Consider the following 16,794-nt stretch of genomic DNA (forward strand, 5'->3'; position numbering starts at 1 on the left):
ATGCAATACAATCTCACCAGAATCGACCCGGACGCTCCTAACGAGCAGTATCCGATTGGCCAACGGGAAACCGTTGCCGATCCGTTAGAGGACCAAGTCCACAAGAACATTTTCATGGGCAAGCTGGAAGACGTGCTGAGTGGCGCGGTCAACTGGGGGCGCAAGAACTCCCTGTGGCCGTACAACTTCGGTCTGTCCTGCTGCTACGTGGAAATGACCACCGCCTTCACGGCACCACACGACATCGCACGCTTCGGCGCCGAAGTTATCCGGGCATCACCACGCCAGGCCGACTTCATGGTTATTGCCGGTACCTGCTTCGTCAAGATGGCGCCGATCATCCAGCGCCTGTACGAACAGATGCTCGAGCCGAAGTGGGTGATTTCCATGGGTTCGTGTGCCAACTCCGGTGGCATGTACGACATCTACTCCGTCGTTCAGGGGGTGGACAAGTTCCTGCCCGTGGACGTCTACGTGCCAGGCTGCCCGCCCCGCCCCGAGGCTTTCCTGCAAGGCTTGATGCTCTTGCAAGAGTCGATTGGCCAGGAGCGTCGCCCACTTTCCTGGGTCGTCGGTGATCAAGGCATTTACCGTGCCGAGATGCCGTCGCAAAAGGAACAGCGCCGCGAACAGCGTATCCAGGTGACCAACCTGCGCAGCCCCGACGAAGTCTGATCCAGTTCTGCTTCTTCTAAAGAAACGTGTACCTGGCTTCATTCTTTACGTTGACCGAAAGCGATAAAAAACCATGACTACAGGCAGTGCTCTGTACATCCCGCCTTACAAGGCTGACGACCAGGATGTGGTCGTCGAACTGAACAACCGTTTTGGTGCCGAGGCCTTCACCGCCCAGGCTACCCGTACCGGCATGCCGGTACTGTGGGTCAGCCGCGCCCAACTCGTCGAAGTCCTGACCTTCCTGCGCAACCTGCCCAAGCCGTACGTCATGCTCTATGACCTGCACGGCGTGGACGAGCGTCTGCGCACCAAGCGCCAGGGCTTGCCGGCGGCCGACTTCAGCGTCTTCTATCACCTGCTCTCGATCGAGCGTAATAGTGACGTAATGATCAAGGTCGCCTTGTCCGAAAGCGACCTCAGCCTGCCAAGCGTCACCAGCATCTGGCCGAACGCCAACTGGAACGAACGCGAAGTCTGGGACATGTTCGGCATCGACTTCAAAGGCCACCCGCACCTGTCGCGCATCATGATGCCGCCGACCTGGGAAGGCCACCCGCTGCGCAAGGACTACCCTGCCCGCGCCACCGAGTTCGATCCCTACAGCCTGACCCTGGCCAAGCAGCAACTGGAAGAGGAAGCCGCGCGCTTCAATCCGGAAGACTGGGGCATGAAGCGTTCCGGCGCCAACGAGGACTACATGTTCCTCAACCTCGGCCCGAACCACCCTTCGGCCCACGGCGCCTTCCGTATCGTCCTGCAGCTGGACGGTGAAGAGATCGTCGACTGCGTACCGGACATCGGCTACCACCACCGTGGCGCCGAGAAGATGGCCGAGCGCCAGTCCTGGCACAGCTTCATCCCCTACACCGACCGTATCGACTACCTCGGCGGGGTCATGAACAACCTGCCGTACGTGCTTTCGGTGGAAAAACTGGCCGGCATCAAGGTACCGGACCGGGTCGACACCATCCGCATCATGATGGCCGAGTTCTTCCGGATCACCAGCCACCTGCTGTTCCTGGGTACCTACATCCAGGACGTCGGGGCGATGACTCCGGTGTTCTTCACCTTCACCGACCGCCAGCGCGCCTACAAGGTGATCGAAGCCATCACCGGTTTCCGCCTGCACCCGGCCTGGTACCGTATCGGTGGCGTCGCCCACGACCTGCCGCGCGGCTGGGACAAGCTGGTCAAGGAATTCGTCGAGTGGCTGCCCAAGCGCCTGGACGAGTACACCAAGGCCGCCCTGCAGAACAGTATCCTCAAGGGTCGTACCATCGGCGTCGCCGCCTACAACACCAAGGAAGCCCTGGAATGGGGCGTCACCGGTGCCGGCCTGCGTTCCACCGGCTGCGATTTCGACCTGCGCAAGGCCCGTCCGTACTCCGGCTACCAGAACTTCGACTTCGAAGTCCCGCTGGCGGCCAACGGTGATGCCTACGACCGCTGCATGGTCCGCGTCGAAGAGATGCGCCAGAGCGTGCGGATCATCGACCAGTGCCTGCGCAACATGCCGGAAGGCCCGTACAAGGCGGATCACCCGCTGACCACGCCGCCGCCGAAAGAGCGCACCCTGCAGCACATCGAAACCCTGATCACGCACTTCCTGCAGGTTTCGTGGGGCCCGGTCATGCCGGCCAACGAATCCTTCCAGATGATCGAGGCGACCAAGGGCATCAACAGTTATTACCTGACGAGCGATGGCGGCACCATGAGCTACCGCACCCGGATTCGTACGCCGAGCTACCCGCACCTGCAGCAGATCCCTTCGGTGATCCGCGGCAGCATGGTCGCGGACCTGATCGCGTACCTGGGTAGTATCGACTTCGTTATGGCCGACGTGGACCGCTAAGCATGAACAGCACGCTCATCCAGACAGACCGTTTCGTCCTCAGCGAAACCGAGCGCTCGGCCATCGAGCACGAGTTGCACCACTACGAGGACCCGCGCGCGGCGTCCATCGAAGCCCTGAAGATCGTCCAGAAGGAACGTGGCTGGGTGCCTGACGGCGCGCTCTACGCCATCGGCGAGATCCTCGGCATCCCGGCCAGCGACGTCGAAGGCGTGGCCACCTTCTACAGCCAGATCTTCCGCCAGCCGGTCGGTCGCCACATCATTCGCGTCTGCGACAGCATGGTCTGCTACATCGGCGGCCACGAGTCGGTCGTCAGCGAAATCCAGAACAAGCTGGGCATCGGCCTCGGCCAGACCACCGCCGACGGCCGCTTCACCCTGCTGCCGGTGTGCTGCCTGGGCAACTGCGACAAGGCCCCGGCCCTGATGATCGATGACGACACCTTCGGCGATGTGACCGCCGCCGGTGTCGACAAACTGCTGGAGGGCTACGTATGACTCTGACTTCCTTCGGCCCTGCCAACCGCATCGCGCGCACGGCAGAAACCCACCCGCTGACCTGGCGCCTGCGTGACGACGCCGAGCCCGTCTGGCTCGACGAATACCAGGCCAAGAACGGCTACGCCGCCGCGCGCAAGGCCTTTGCCGACATGGCGGCCGACGACATCGTCCAGACCGTGAAGGACTCCGGCCTCAAGGGTCGCGGCGGTGCGGGCTTCCCCACCGGGGTCAAGTGGGGCCTGATGCCCAAAGACGAATCCATGAACATCCGCTACCTGCTGTGCAACGCGGACGAAATGGAACCCAACACCTGGAAGGACCGCATGCTGATGGAGCAACTGCCCCATCAACTGATCGAAGGCATGCTGATCAGCGCCCGTGCGCTGAAGACCTACCGTGGCTACATCTTCCTGCGTGGCGAGTACGTCACCGCCGCCAAGCACCTCAACCGTGCCGTGGAAGAAGCCAAGGCCGCGGGCCTGCTGGGCAAGAACATCCTCGGCAGCGGCTTCGACTTCGAGCTGTTCGTCCACACCGGTGCCGGGCGCTACATCTGCGGTGAAGAAACCGCACTGATCAACTCCCTCGAAGGCCGCCGCGCCAACCCGCGCTCCAAGCCGCCCTTCCCTGCCGCCGTGGGCGTCTGGGGCAAGCCGACCTGCGTGAACAACGTCGAAACCCTGTGCAACGTGCCGGCGATCATCGGCAACGGCGTCGACTGGTACAAGTCCCTCGCCCGCGAAGGCAGCGAAGACCATGGCACCAAGCTGATGGGCTTCTCCGGCAAGGTGAAGAACCCGGGCCTGTGGGAACTGCCATTCGGTGTCACCGCCCGCGAGCTGTTCGAAGACTACGCCGGTGGCATGCGCGACGGCTTCAAGCTCAAGTGCTGGCAGCCTGGCGGCGCCGGTACCGGCTTCCTGCTGCCCGAGCACCTGGATGCCCAGATGTACGCCGGCGGTATCGCCAAGGTCGGCACCCGGATGGGTACCGGCCTGGCCATGGCGGTCGACGACAGCATCAACATGGTTTCGCTACTGCGCAACATGGAAGAGTTCTTCGCCCGTGAGTCGTGCGGTTTCTGCACCCCTTGCCGCGATGGCCTGCCGTGGAGCGTCAAGCTGCTGCGCGCCCTGGAGAAAGGCCAGGGCCAGGCCGGCGACATCGAGACCCTGCTGGGTCTGGTCGGCTTCCTCGGCCCGGGCAAGACCTTCTGTGCCCACGCACCGGGCGCCGTGGAGCCATTGGGCAGCGCAATCAAATATTTCCGTCCGGAGTTCGAGGCCGGCATCGCCCCCGCAGGTGCTGCCGTCCCGCCTTTGGCACGGCCGATCGTCGTCGGCGCATAACACGTATCGAAGGGGGGCGGTCCGTGCCGCCCTCTTCCTCGTCTGAAGCCGCATTTTGACGCGCCAGGCGAGTACAGGATTCCATTAGCCACGCCCGCAGACGCGGGCCAACGAAGAACTTTGAACCATGGCCACTATCCACGTAGACGGCAAGGCACTCGAAGTCAACGGGGCAGACAACCTGTTACAGGCATGTCTGTCGCTGGGCCTCGACATTCCTTATTTCTGCTGGCACCCCGCTCTTGGTAGCGTCGGTGCCTGTCGCCAGTGCGCGGTCAAGCAGTACAACGACGAGAACGACACCCGTGGTCGTATCGTCATGTCCTGCATGACGCCTGCCACCGACAACACCTGGATTTCCATCGACGACGAAGAATCCAAGGCGTTCCGCGCCAGCGTCGTCGAATGGCTGATGACCAACCACCCGCACGACTGCCCGGTCTGCGAGGAAGGCGGTCACTGCCACCTGCAAGACATGACCGTGATGACCGGCCACAACGAGCGCCGTTATCGCTTCACCAAGCGTACCCACCAGAACCAGGAGCTCGGCCCGTTCATCGCCCATGAGATGAACCGCTGCATCGCCTGCTACCGCTGCGTGCGCTTCTACAAGGACTACGCCGGCGGTACCGACCTGGGCGTATTCGGTGCCCACGACAACGTGTACTTCGGTCGCGTCGAGGACGGCACCCTGGAAAGCGAATTCTCCGGTAACCTCACCGAGGTCTGCCCGACCGGTGTGTTCACCGACAAGACCCACTCCGAGCGCTACAACCGCAAGTGGGACATGCAGTTCGCCCCGAGCATCTGCCATGGCTGCTCCAGCGGCTGCAACATCAGCCCCGGCGAGCGCTACGGCGAACTGCGTCGCATCGAGAACCGCTTCAACGGTTCGGTGAACCAGTACTTCCTGTGCGACCGTGGCCGTTTCGGTTATGGCTACGTCAACCGCGCCGACCGTCCACGCCAGCCACTGCTGGCCGACGGCACCAAGCTGAGCCTGGACAACGCCCTGGACAAGGCCGCCGACCTGCTGCGCGGTCGCAACATCGTCGGTATCGGTTCGCCCCGCGCCAGCCTGGAAAGCAACTACGCCCTGCAGGAACTGGTCGGTGCCGAGCACTTCTACTCGGGTATCGAAGCATCCGAGCTGGAGCGTATCCGCCTGGTGCTGCAGGTCCTCAAGGACAGCCCGCTGCCGGTGCCGAACCTGCGCGACATCGAAGACCACGACGCCGTGTTCGTCCTCGGTGAAGACCTGACCCAGACCGCCGCCCGCCTGGCCCTGGCCCTGCGCCAGTCGGTCAAGGGCAAGGCCGAGGACATGGCCGACGCGATGCGCGTGCAGCCATGGCTCAACGCCGCAGTGAAGAACATCGGCCAGAACGCGCTGAATCCGCTGTTCATCGCCAGCCTGGCTGAAACCAAGCTCGACGACGTCGCCGAAGAATGCGTGCATGCGGCGCCGGACGACCTGGCCCGCATCGGTTTCGCCGTGGCCCACGCCCTGGACGCCAGCGCGCCAGCGGTCGAAGGCCTGGACAGCGAAGCCCGCGAACTGGCCCAGCGTATCGCCGACGCCCTGCTCGCGGCCAAGCGCCCACTGGTCATTGCCGGTACCTCCCTGGGTTCCAAGGCGCTGATCGAAGCCGCGGCGAACATCGCCAAGGCCCTGAAGCTGCGCGAGAAGGAAGGCTCCATCAGCCTGGTCGTACCGGAGGCCAACAGCCTCGGCCTGGCCATGTTCGGCGGCGAGTCCGTCGACGCCGCCCTGGACGCAGTGATCGCCGGCCGTGCCGACGCCATCGTCGTGCTGGAAAACGACCTGTTCACCCGGACCGATGCCGCCAAGGTCGACGCCGCCCTCAAGGCCGCCAAGGTGGTGATCGTTGCCGACCACCAGAAGACCGCCACCACCGACCGCGCCCACCTGGTGCTGCCAGCGGCGAGCTTCGCCGAAGGCGACGGTACCCTGGTCAGCCAGGAAGGTCGCGCCCAGCGTTTCTTCCAGGTCTTCGACCCGCAATACATGGACGCCAGCATCCTGGTTCACGAAGGCTGGCGCTGGCTGCATGCCCTGCGTGCAACCCTGCTGAACAAGCCGGTGGACTGGACCCAGCTGGACCACGTCACTGCCGCCTGCGCTGCCGCCGCACCTCAACTGGCCGGCATCGTCGACGCCGCGCCATCGGCCGCGTTCCGCATCAAGGGCATGAAACTGGCGCGCGAACCGCTGCGCTACTCCGGTCGTACCGCCATGCGCGCCAACATCAGCGTGCACGAGCCACGTACCCCACAGGACCAGGACACCGCGTTCGCCTTCTCCATGGAAGGTTACTCGGGCTCCGCCGAACCGCGCCAACAGGTCCCGTTCGCCTGGTCGCCGGGCTGGAACTCGCCACAGGCCTGGAACAAGTTCCAGGACGAAGTCGGTGGACACATCCGTGCCGGTGACCCGGGCATCCGCCTGATCGAAAGCCGTGGCGACCACCTGGGCTGGTTCGCCAGCGTACCGGGCGCCTTCTCGCCATCGCGCGGCACCTGGCAGGCGGTACCGTTCTATCATCTGTTCGGCAGCGAGGAAAACTCCTCGAAGGCCGCACCGGTACAGGAACGTATCCCGGCCGCCTACGTCGCACTGGCCAAGTCCGAGGCGGACCGCCTGGGCGTCAACGACGGTGCGCTGCTGAGCCTCAACGTGGCCGGCACGACCCTGCGTCTGCCGCTGCGTATCAATGAAGAGCTGGGCGCTGGCCTGGTAGCCCTGCCAGCCGGCCTGGCCGGTATCCCGCCGGCGGTTTTCGGCAAATCCGTTGACGGTCTGCAGGAGGCGGCTCAATGACCTGGTTCACACCTGAAGTGATTGACGTGATCCTCACGGTCATCAAGGCCATCGTGGTCCTGCTGGCCGTAGTGGTCTGCGGCGCACTGCTGAGCTTCGTCGAACGTCGCCTGCTGGGCTGGTGGCAGGACCGCTATGGTCCCAACCGCGTCGGCCCGTTCGGCATGTTCCAGATCGCTGCCGACATGCTGAAGATGTTCTTCAAGGAAGACTGGACGCCACCGTTCGCCGACAAGGTGATCTTCACCCTGGCACCGGTCGTGGCCATGAGCGCCCTGCTGATCGCCTTCGCGATCATCCCGATCACCCCGACCTGGGGTGTGGCGGACCTGAACATCGGCCTGCTGTTCTTCTTCGCCATGGCCGGCCTGTCGGTGTACGCGGTCCTGTTCGCCGGCTGGTCGAGCAGCAACAAGTACGCCCTGCTCGGCAGCCTGCGGGCCTCGGCCCAGACCGTGTCGTACGAAGTGTTCATGGGCCTGTCGCTGATGGGCATCGTGGTCCAGGTCGGTTCGTTCAACATGCGCGACATCGTTGAATACCAGGCCCAGCACCTGTGGTTCATCATCCCGCAGATCTTCGGTTTCCTGACCTTCTTCATCGCTGGCGTGGCCGTGACTCACCGTCACCCGTTCGACCAGCCGGAAGCGGAACAGGAACTGGCCGACGGCTACCACATCGAATACGCCGGCATGAAATGGGGCATGTTCTTCGTTGGCGAGTACATCGGCATCATCCTGATCTCGGCGCTGCTGGTCACCCTGTTCTTCGGTGGCTGGCACGGTCCGTTCGGCATCCTGCCGCAACTGTCGTTCGTCTGGTTCGCCCTGAAGACCGCGTTCTTCATCATGATGTTCATCCTGCTGCGCGCCTCGATCCCGCGCCCACGGTATGACCAGGTGATGGACTTCAGCTGGAAATTCTGCCTGCCACTGACCCTGATCAATATGCTGGTGACCGCTGCGGTCGTGTTGTTGAACACGCCTGCCGGCGCGGTTCAGTGAGGATTTGACCCATGTTCAAATATATTGGTGACATCGTTAAGGGTACGGGTACCCAGCTGCGAAGCCTGGTGATGATTTTCGGCCACGGCTTCCGCAAGCGCGACACCCTGCAATATCCGGAAGAGCCGGTCTACCTGCCGCCGCGCTACCGTGGCCGTATCGTGCTGACCCGCGATCCCGATGGCGAAGAGCGCTGCGTGGCGTGCAACCTGTGTGCAGTGGCCTGCCCGGTCGGTTGCATCTCGCTGCAGAAGGCCGAGACCGACGACGGTCGCTGGTACCCGGAGTTCTTCCGCATCAACTTCTCGCGCTGCATTTTCTGTGGTCTCTGCGAGGAAGCCTGCCCGACCACCGCGATCCAGCTGACACCGGATTTCGAAATGGCCGAGTTCAAACGTCAGGACCTGGTCTACGAGAAAGAAGATCTGCTGATCTCCGGCCCCGGCAAGAACCCTGACTACAACTTCTATCGTGTTGCAGGTATGGCCGTTGCCGGGAAGCCGAAAGGCGCCGCCCAGAACGAAGCCGAGCCGATCAACGTGAAGAGCTTGCTGCCTTAAGGAAGAACGATGGAATTCGCTTTCTATTTCGCATCGGGTATCGCGGTTGTGTCCACGCTTCGCGTGATCACCAACACCAACCCCGTGCACGCCCTGCTCTACCTGATCATTTCGCTGATCGCCGTGGCGATGACTTTCTTCAGCCTCGGCGCACCGTTCGCCGGTGCCCTGGAAGTGATCGCCTACGCCGGCGCCATCATGGTGCTGTTCGTCTTCGTGGTGATGATGCTCAACCTCGGGCCCGCCTCGGTGCAGCAGGAACGCACCTGGCTCAAGCCCGGGATCTGGATCGGGCCGGTGATTCTCGCCGCCCTGCTGCTGGCCGAACTGCTGTACGTACTGTTCAGCCACAGCAGCGGTGTCGGCATCGGCCAAACCACCGTAGGCGCCAAGACCGTGGGCATCAGCCTGTTCGGTCCGTACCTGCTGGTCGTCGAACTGGCCTCGATGCTGCTGCTCGCCGCAGCCATCACGGCTTTCCACCTGGGCCGCAACGAGGCGAAGGAGTAATACGATGCCTGCTATCCCTCTGGAACATGGACTGGCCGTCGCCGGCATCCTGTTCTGCCTCGGCCTGGTCGGCCTGATGGTCCGCCGCAACATTCTCTTCGTGCTGATGAGCCTGGAAGTCATGATGAACGCCGCTGCCCTGGCGTTCATCGTCGCGGGCGCACGCTGGGCGCAGCCGGATGGACAGATCATGTTCATCCTGGTGATCAGCCTGGCAGCCGCCGAGGCCAGTATCGGCCTGGCGATCCTGCTGCAACTGTATCGCCGCTTCCACACGCTCGATATCGACGCTGCCAGTGAGATGCGCGGATGAACATGATCTTTCTGACTTTCGTATTCCCCCTGATCGGTTTCCTGCTGCTGTCGTTCTCCCGTGGACGCTTCTCGGAAAACCTCTCGGCCCTGATCGGCGTCGGCTCCATCGGCCTGTCGGCGATCGTCGCCGCCTACGTGATCTGGCAATTCAACGTCGCGCCTCCCGAAGGCGGCCACTACACCCTGGTGCTGTGGCAGTGGATGTCGGTGGAGGGCTTTGCCCCCAACTTCGCCCTGTACATCGACGGTCTGTCGATCACCATGCTCGGCGTGGTGGTCGGGGTGGGTTTCCTGATCCACCTGTTCGCGTCCTGGTACATGCGTGGTGAAGACGGCTACTCGCGCTTCTTCTCCTACACCAACCTGTTCATCGCCAGCATGCTGTTCCTGGTGCTCGGCGATAACCTGCTGTTCGTGTACTTCGGCTGGGAAGGCGTGGGCCTGTGCTCCTACCTGTTGATCGGTTTCTACTACAGCAACCGCAACAACGGTAACGCGGCACTGAAAGCCTTCATCGTCACCCGGATCGGCGACGTGTTCATGGCCATCGGCCTGTTCATCCTGTTCCAACAACTGGGCACGCTGAACATCCAGGAACTGCTGGTCAAGGCACCCGAGCACTTCAAGGTCGGCGACTTCTGGATCGTGCTGGCGACCCTGCTGCTGCTCGGTGGTGCGGTCGGCAAATCGGCCCAGCTGCCGCTGCAGACCTGGCTGGCCGACGCGATGGCCGGTCCTACCCCGGTTTCGGCACTGATCCACGCCGCGACCATGGTGACCGCCGGTGTCTACCTGATCGCCCGTACCCACGGCCTGTTCGCCCTGGCGCCGGATATCCTGCATCTCGTGGGCATCGTCGGTGGCGTGACCCTGGTCCTGGCCGGCTTCGCCGCGCTGGTCCAGACCGACATCAAGCGTATCCTCGCCTACTCGACCATGAGCCAGATCGGCTACATGTTCCTGGCCCTGGGCGTCGGTGCCTGGGAAGGCGCGATCTTCCACCTGATGACCCACGCGTTCTTCAAGGCCCTGCTGTTCCTTGCCTCGGGTGCGGTGATCGTCGCCTGCCACCACGAGCAGAACATCTTCAAGATGGGCGGCCTGTGGAAGAAACTGCCACTGGCCTACGCCAGCTTCATCGTCGGTGGTGCCGCCCTGGCCGCACTGCCGCTGGTCACCGCCGGCTTCTACTCCAAGGACGAGATCCTCTGGGAGGCCTTCGCCAGCGGTAACCACGGCCTGCTGTACGCCGGCCTGGTCGGTGCGTTCATGACCTCGCTGTACACCTTCCGCCTGATCTTCATCACCTTCCACGGCGAAGCCAAGACCGAAGCCCATGCTGGCCACGGGATCTCCCACTGGCTGCCGCTGGGCGTGCTGATCGTGCTGTCGACCTTCGTCGGTGCCTGGATTCATCCACCACTGGCTGGCGTGCTGCCGGAAAGCGCCGGTCACGCCGGCGGCGAAGCCAAGCACAGCCTGGAAATCGCCTCGGGTGCCATCGCCCTGGCCGGTATCCTGCTGGCTGCGCTGCTGTTCCTGGGCAAGCGTCGCTTCGTGACGGCCGTCGCCAACAGCGGCATCGGACGCATCCTCTCGGCCTGGTGGTTCGCCGCCTGGGGCTTCGACTGGATCTACGACAAACTGTTCGTCAAGCCTTACCTGGCGATCAGCCATGTGCTGCGCAAAGACCCGCTCGACCAGACCATCGGCCTGATCCCGCGCCTGGCCAAGGGTGGTCACACCGCCCTGAGCCGCAGCGAGACCGGTCAACTGCGTTGGTATGCCGCGTCGATCGCCGCTGGTGCAGTCGTGGTGCTCGGCGCCATCGTACTGGTAGCGGTCTGACTATGAACCTTGCGACATTGCGAAAGGAATTGAGCCCGTCATGATTCTGCCTTGGCTAATCCTGATCCCCTTCATCGGCGGCCTGCTGTGCTGGCTGGGTGAGCGTACCAGCTCTACCCTCCCCCGCTGGATTGCGCTGCTGACCATGACCCTCGAGCTCGCCCTCGGCCTCTGGCTGTGGGCGCATGGGGACTACCACCTGGCACCGGCGCCTGGCGCCGATCCGACCTGGGCCATCGAGTTCAAGCACGTCTGGATCCAGCGCTTCGGCATCAACGTGCACCTGGCCCTCGACGGCCTGTCGCTGCTGATGATCCTGCTGACCGGCCTGCTGGGTATTCTCTCGGTACTCTGCTCGTGGAAAGAGATCCAGCGCCACGTGGGCTTCTTCCACCTGAACCTGATGTGGATCCTGGGCGGTGTCGTCGGCGTGTTCCTGGCCCTCGACCTGTTCATGTTCTTCTTCTTCTGGGAAATGATGCTGGTGCCGATGTACTTCCTCATCGCGCTCTGGGGTCACAGTTCCTCGGACGGCAAGAAGACCCGGATCTACGCGGCGACCAAGTTCTTCATCTTCACCCAGGCTTCCGGCCTGATCATGCTGGTGGCGATCCTCGGCCTGGTCCTGGTGAACTTCAACAACACCGGCGTGATCACCTTCAACTACGCCGACCTGCTGAAGACCAAGATGTCGCACGGTGTCGAGTACCTGCTGATGCTCGGCTTCTTCATCGCCTTCGCGGTGAAGCTGCCGGTGGTACCGTTCCACTCCTGGCTGCCTGATGCCCACGCCCAGGCGCCAACCGCCGGTTCCGTCGACCTCGCCGGTATCCTGCTGAAGACTGCGGCCTACGGCCTGCTGCGTTTCGCCCTGCCGCTGTTCCCGAACGCCTCGGCCGAGTTCGCGCCGATCGCCATGACCCTGGGTCTGATCGGGATTTTCTACGGTGCCTTCCTGGCTTTCGCACAGACCGACATCAAGCGCCTGATCGCCTTCTCCAGCGTCTCGCACATGGGCTTCGTGCTGATCGGTATCTACTCCGGCAGCCAGCAGGCCCTGCAAGGCGCGGTGATCCAGATGCTCGCCCACGGTCTGTCGGCAGCGGCACTGTTTATCCTCAGCGGCCAGCTGTACGAGCGCACCCACACCCGCGACATGCGTGAAATGGGCGGCCTGTGGTCGAAGATCGCCTACCTGCCGGCCATCAGCCTGTTCTTCGCCGCTGCCTCCCTGGGGCTGCCGGGGACCGGCAACTTCGTCGGCGAGTTCCTGATCCTGATCGGTACCTTCGTCAGCGCGCCATGGATCACCGCCATCGCCACTTCCGGCCTGGTGTTCGGTTCGGTCTATTCGCTGATCATGATCCACCGCGCCTACTTCGGCCCAGCCAAGTCGGATGAAGTGCTGCACGGTATGGACGGTCGTGAACTGACCATGGTGCTCGGCCTTGCAGTACTGCTGATCTACCTCGGCGTGTACCCGCAACCGTTCCTCGACACCTCTGCCGCCACCATGCATGGCGTGCAGCAGTGGCTCGGCACCGCCTTCACTCAACTCGCTTCGGCCCGGTAAGAGCGCTATGGAATTCACGATTCAACACTTTATCGCGCTGGCGCCGCTGTTGATCACCAGCCTCACCATTATCGTGGTGATGCTGGCGATCGCCTGGCGTCGTAACCACTCACAGACCTTCCTGCTGTCCTGTGCCGGTCTCAACCTGGCGCTGCTGTCGATCCTGCCAGCACTGAAAGTCGCCCCGCTGGCGGTGACTTCGCTGATCCAGGTCGACGACTTCGCCTGCCTGTACATGGCGCTGATCCTGGTTGCCACCCTGGCTTGCGTCACCCTCGCCCACGCCTACCTGGGCGAAGGCGGCCCGGGCTACCCGGGCAACCGTGAAGAACTGTACCTGCTGATCCTGATGGCCGCCGCCGGTGGCCTGGTGCTGGTCAGCGCGCAGCAACTGGCCAGCCTGTTCATCGGCCTGGAACTGCTCTCGGTACCGGTCTACGGCCTGGTGGCCTACGCCTTCTTCAACAAGCGTTCGCTGGAAGCCGGCATCAAGTACATGGTGCTGTCGGCCGCCGGTTCCGCGTTCCTGCTGTTCGGCATGGCCCTGCTGTACGCCGAAGCCGGCACCCTGAGCTTCACCGGTATCGGCCAGGCCCTGGCGGCCACCGGCCTGCCAAGCCCGATCGCCCAGCTGGGTCTGGGCATGATGCTGGTCGGCCTGGCGTTCAAGCTGTCGCTGGTACCGTTCCACCTCTGGACCCCGGACGTCTACGAAGGTGCCCCGGCACCGGTAGCGGCCTTCCTGGCCACCGCCAGCAAGGTTGCCGTGTTCGCCGTGATGATCCGCCTGTTCCAGATCTCGCCGGTCGCCAGCAGTGGCGTACTGAGCAACGTCCTGGCGGTCATCGCCGTGGCCTCGATCCTGGTCGGTAACCTGTTGGCGCTGACCCAGAGCAACCTCAAGCGTCTGCTCGGTTACTCGTCCATTGCCCACTTCGGTTACCTGCTGATCGCCCTGGTGGCGAGCAAGGGCCTGGCGCTGGAAGCCATGGGCGTGTACCTGGTCACCTACGTGGTCACCAGCCTCGGCGCCTTCGGCGTGATCACCCTGATGTCCTCGCCGTACAACGGTCGCGACATGGATGCCCTGTACGAGTACCGCGGCCTGTTCTGGCGTCGTCCGTACCTGACCGCCGTACTGACCGTGATGATGCTGTCCCTGGCCGGTATCCCGCTGACCGCCGGCTTCATCGGCAAGTTCTACATCATCGCGACCGGTGTCGAATCCCAGCACTGGTGGCTGATCGGCTCCCTGGTCATCGGTAGTGCCATCGGCGTCTTCTACTACCTGCGTGTGATGGTCACCCTGTACCTGATCGAGCCGAACCTGCGTCGTCACGATGCCCAACTGCACTGGGAACAACGTGCAGGTGGCGTGATGCTGCTGGCGATCGCGATCCTCGCCTTCTTCCTCGGCGTGTACCCACAACCGCTGCTGGAGCTGGTGCAACACGCGGTACTGGCCAGCTAAGCAAACGGCCAGCCACACCCGACACCCCGCCCGAGGCCACTCTGGCGGGGTGTTTTGTTTTCAGCACCCGTCGAATCCGTTGCGAACCATTCTCGACTTCTATAGGCTGGCCCGCCCTATTCCGCCGAGCCCCTATCGATGCGCACCGCCCTCCCCTCTTCCCTGTTCCCTCTCGCACTGTTGTGCAGCACGCCGTTGCAAGCCGCACCCGCCTCCATCGAGTTGGGCGAAGTCCAGGTGCGCAGCGAAGAGGCCAGCGAGATCGATGAGGCCCGCGAGCAGTTGCAGCAGGTACCCGGTGCCAGCAACCTGGTCGACCTGAACAAGGTGGAGAATGGCCGCGTCGCCAGCAACCAGGAGGTGCTCGCCTACCAGCCGGGGGTGTATGCCCAGTCGGCGGGCAACGACGGTACCAAGGTGTCGATTCGTGGCTCCGGCATCAACCGCGCGCCAGGCGCCCACGGTTCGGGTGTCTACACGATGTTCGACGGCTTGCCGCTGACCGGTCCCGGCGGCACGTCCTACGAGCTGTTCGAGCCGCTGTGGCTGAGCCGTGCCGAAGTACTGCGTGGTGCCAACGGCTTCGACAAGGGCTCGCTGGCCCTGGGGGGCGCCATCGACTACATCACACATACCGGGCGGGATGCCGCGCCCCTGCAGGTGCGCTATGAGACCGGCAGCTACGGCTATCGCAAGCGCCAGATCAGTTCCGGCCAGGTGCTGGGCGACCTGGACTACTACGTATCGCTGACCGATTCGGACTACGACGGTTACCAGGACCATACCCAAGGCAGCAGCAAGGGCGTCGCGGCGAATATCGGCTATCGCTTCAGTCCGGAACTGGAGACGCGCCTGTACCTGCGCTATCGCGAAACCGACAACGAGCTGGCCGGACGGGTGACCCAGGACCAGATCAAGCACCACCCGCGCTCGGCCAACGCGTCTTACGTCAGCCGCGACGATAGCCGTCCGCAACCGGGCAGCACCTGGCTGGGCAGCAAAACCACGATGTATCTGGACGACGATTCGAAGCTCGAGATCGGGCTGGTCTATCACGACTACCCGATGGACCTGCGCGAAGGGCCCTACCGCCTCAAGGTGGCCTACACCGATGTGAGCGACACCTTGAACTACATCCGTCGTGACACACTGTTCGGCCTGGAGAGCAAGACGACCGTCGGCTGGCGTAGCACCAGGCACCTGCCCAACAGCGGCGCCTCGGAATCTGTCCGGATACCGACCGGCCCCACCGCCGGCTACCCGGTCGGCACCAAGACCCGCGATTTCAGTTACCAGGGTTCGGACAACGTATGGCATGCCAGCAACGACCTGGAACTGATGCCCGACCTTTGGCTGACCACCGGCCTGGCGATGATCTATACCCGCCGCGAAAGCGACGTGAGTTATCCGGCCAGCGGCGGCAAGGTCAGCCAGCACGACTGGGACTACGCGCCGCGCGTGGGCCTGCGTTACGAGTTCAGTCCACAGTTGCAGGTTTACGGCAACCTGAGCCGCTCGGTCGAGCCGCCACACCCGTGGTCGCTGATCTGGAGTTCGGGAACCCGCTTTGGCCCGGCTGAGAGTGCCTCCAACGGCCGGCAAAGCACACCGATCAAACTGCGGAACCAGAGCGCTACCACCCTGGAGCTGGGCAGCCGCGGCGAGTCCGCACTCGGCAAGTGGGACCTGGCCTGGTACTACTCGGCGGTGCGCCATGAATTGCTGACCGTTGAGATGCAGGCCGCGACCCAGACCCAGGCGGCGATCACCGGCGAAGTGAACGCCAGCCCCACCGTACACCAGGGTATCGAGGCCGGGCTCGACAGCCTGCTGTGGGAGCGCCCGGCCCTGGGCAAGGTCAGCCTGCGCCAGGCCTACACCTTCAGCGACTTCCACTACCGGGATGACCGAACCTTTGGCGACAACCGCCTGCCCGGTATTCCGCAACACTACTACCAGGCGGAAATCCGCTACGACCATCCGGTCGGGGTCTACGTCGGCCTGAACACCCAGGCGGCCTCGCGCATGGCGGTGGACTACGCGAACTCGCGCCATGCCTCGTCCTACGCGCTGTTCGGGGCGACCCTGGGCTACGCTTCGCCCAAGCAGGACTGGCAGACCTGGCTGGACCTGCGCAACCTGACCAACCAGCACTACGCCGCGCTGGTGGTACCCGGCTACGACGACAAGGGTGCCGATGCCGCCCGTTCGGTACCCGGCGAAGGCAGGGGGGTGTACGCCGGGGTTTCGTACAGTTTCAGGTGATGAAGCCCCTGTGGCAGGCAAGCC

Annotated in this window: 13 protein-coding genes; all 13 read left to right on the plus strand. The window is 63.5% G+C overall.

What is annotated here, in order from left to right; all coding sequences use genetic code 11:
* The 13 genes from HU752_RS22835 (at window position 1) to HU752_RS22895 (ending at window position 16,770) form a co-directional block, all read left to right on the plus strand.
* Window positions 1-675 carry a NuoB/complex I 20 kDa subunit family protein gene (locus HU752_RS22835; protein ID WP_010444608.1) on the plus strand — a complete coding sequence of 225 codons (675 nt, stop codon included), beginning with the start codon at window positions 1-3 and terminating at the stop codon, window positions 673-675.
* A gap of 73 nt (window positions 676-748) precedes the next feature.
* Window positions 749-2,530 carry an NADH-quinone oxidoreductase subunit C/D gene (nuoC, locus tag HU752_RS22840; protein ID WP_186684581.1) on the plus strand — a complete coding sequence of 594 codons (1,782 nt, stop codon included), beginning with the start codon at window positions 749-751 and terminating at the stop codon, window positions 2,528-2,530.
* A 2-nt stretch (window positions 2,531-2,532) separates the two neighbouring features.
* A complete protein-coding gene (nuoE, locus tag HU752_RS22845) occupies window positions 2,533-3,030 on the plus strand; it encodes an NADH-quinone oxidoreductase subunit NuoE (RefSeq protein WP_186684579.1) in 498 nt (165 codons plus the stop codon).
* On the plus strand, window positions 3,027-4,382 hold the full coding sequence (gene nuoF, locus HU752_RS22850; protein ID WP_186684577.1) for an NADH-quinone oxidoreductase subunit NuoF: 1,356 nt from the start codon (window positions 3,027-3,029) through the stop codon (window positions 4,380-4,382). Before nuoE ends, nuoF begins: the two co-directional genes overlap by 4 nt.
* Window positions 4,383-4,509: 127 nt before the next feature.
* Window positions 4,510-7,224 carry an NADH-quinone oxidoreductase subunit NuoG gene (nuoG, locus tag HU752_RS22855; RefSeq protein WP_186684575.1) on the plus strand — a complete coding sequence of 905 codons (2,715 nt, stop codon included), beginning with the start codon at window positions 4,510-4,512 and terminating at the stop codon, window positions 7,222-7,224.
* A complete protein-coding gene (gene nuoH, locus HU752_RS22860) occupies window positions 7,221-8,228 on the plus strand; it encodes an NADH-quinone oxidoreductase subunit NuoH (protein WP_017903634.1) in 1,008 nt (335 codons plus the stop codon). Before nuoG ends, nuoH begins: the two co-directional genes overlap by 4 nt.
* An 11-nt stretch (window positions 8,229-8,239) precedes the next feature.
* On the plus strand, window positions 8,240-8,788 hold the full coding sequence (gene nuoI, locus HU752_RS22865) for an NADH-quinone oxidoreductase subunit NuoI (RefSeq protein ID WP_017903633.1): 549 nt from the start codon (window positions 8,240-8,242) through the stop codon (window positions 8,786-8,788).
* Window positions 8,789-8,797: 9 nt separating this feature from the next.
* A complete protein-coding gene (gene nuoJ, locus HU752_RS22870) occupies window positions 8,798-9,298 on the plus strand; it encodes an NADH-quinone oxidoreductase subunit J (RefSeq protein ID WP_186684573.1) in 501 nt (166 codons plus the stop codon).
* Window positions 9,299-9,302: 4 nt separating this feature from the next.
* On the plus strand, window positions 9,303-9,611 hold the full coding sequence (nuoK, locus tag HU752_RS22875) for an NADH-quinone oxidoreductase subunit NuoK (protein ID WP_017131317.1): 309 nt from the start codon (window positions 9,303-9,305) through the stop codon (window positions 9,609-9,611).
* Window positions 9,608-11,461, plus strand: a complete 1,854-nt coding sequence (gene nuoL, locus HU752_RS22880; protein ID WP_186684571.1) for an NADH-quinone oxidoreductase subunit L — start codon at window positions 9,608-9,610, stop codon at window positions 11,459-11,461. The genes nuoK and nuoL overlap by 4 nt, the downstream gene beginning before the upstream one ends.
* Before the next feature lie 40 nt (window positions 11,462-11,501).
* Window positions 11,502-13,034, plus strand: coding sequence for an NADH-quinone oxidoreductase subunit M (gene nuoM / locus HU752_RS22885; protein ID WP_186684569.1), 1,533 nt, complete (start codon window positions 11,502-11,504; stop codon window positions 13,032-13,034).
* A 7-nt stretch (window positions 13,035-13,041) separates the two neighbouring features.
* Window positions 13,042-14,505 carry an NADH-quinone oxidoreductase subunit NuoN gene (nuoN, locus tag HU752_RS22890; RefSeq protein WP_186684567.1) on the plus strand — a complete coding sequence of 488 codons (1,464 nt, stop codon included), beginning with the start codon at window positions 13,042-13,044 and terminating at the stop codon, window positions 14,503-14,505.
* 138 nt (window positions 14,506-14,643) lie between these two features.
* Window positions 14,644-16,770 (plus strand): TonB-dependent receptor family protein, encoded by a 2,127-nt coding sequence (locus HU752_RS22895; RefSeq protein WP_186684565.1) that lies wholly within the window; start codon window positions 14,644-14,646, stop codon window positions 16,768-16,770.
* Window positions 16,771-16,794 lie beyond the last annotated feature (24 nt).

The sequence above is a fragment of the Pseudomonas vanderleydeniana genome (assembly GCF_014268755.2).
Lineage (GTDB): Bacteria > Pseudomonadota > Gammaproteobacteria > Pseudomonadales > Pseudomonadaceae > Aquipseudomonas > Aquipseudomonas vanderleydeniana.

What these genes read in the sequence shown, in the direction of transcription:
- nuoF (WP_186684577.1), top strand. Translation starts at nt 3,027, where the DNA reads ATGACTCTGACTTCCTTCGGCCCTGCCAACCGCATCGCGCGCACGGCA.
- HU752_RS22835 (WP_010444608.1), top strand. Translation starts at nt 1, where the DNA reads ATGCAATACAATCTCACCAGAATCGACCCGGACGCTCCTAACGAGCAG.
- HU752_RS22895 (WP_186684565.1), top strand. Translation starts at nt 14,644, where the DNA reads ATGCGCACCGCCCTCCCCTCTTCCCTGTTCCCTCTCGCACTGTTGTGC.
- nuoM (WP_186684569.1), top strand. Translation starts at nt 11,502, where the DNA reads ATGATTCTGCCTTGGCTAATCCTGATCCCCTTCATCGGCGGCCTGCTG.
- nuoK (WP_017131317.1), top strand. Translation starts at nt 9,303, where the DNA reads ATGCCTGCTATCCCTCTGGAACATGGACTGGCCGTCGCCGGCATCCTG.
- nuoC (WP_186684581.1), top strand. Translation starts at nt 749, where the DNA reads ATGACTACAGGCAGTGCTCTGTACATCCCGCCTTACAAGGCTGACGAC.
- nuoL (WP_186684571.1), top strand. Translation starts at nt 9,608, where the DNA reads ATGAACATGATCTTTCTGACTTTCGTATTCCCCCTGATCGGTTTCCTG.
- nuoN (WP_186684567.1), top strand. Translation starts at nt 13,042, where the DNA reads ATGGAATTCACGATTCAACACTTTATCGCGCTGGCGCCGCTGTTGATC.
- nuoI (WP_017903633.1), top strand. Translation starts at nt 8,240, where the DNA reads ATGTTCAAATATATTGGTGACATCGTTAAGGGTACGGGTACCCAGCTG.
- nuoH (WP_017903634.1), top strand. Translation starts at nt 7,221, where the DNA reads ATGACCTGGTTCACACCTGAAGTGATTGACGTGATCCTCACGGTCATC.
- nuoE (WP_186684579.1), top strand. Translation starts at nt 2,533, where the DNA reads ATGAACAGCACGCTCATCCAGACAGACCGTTTCGTCCTCAGCGAAACC.
- nuoJ (WP_186684573.1), top strand. Translation starts at nt 8,798, where the DNA reads ATGGAATTCGCTTTCTATTTCGCATCGGGTATCGCGGTTGTGTCCACG.
- nuoG (WP_186684575.1), top strand. Translation starts at nt 4,510, where the DNA reads ATGGCCACTATCCACGTAGACGGCAAGGCACTCGAAGTCAACGGGGCA.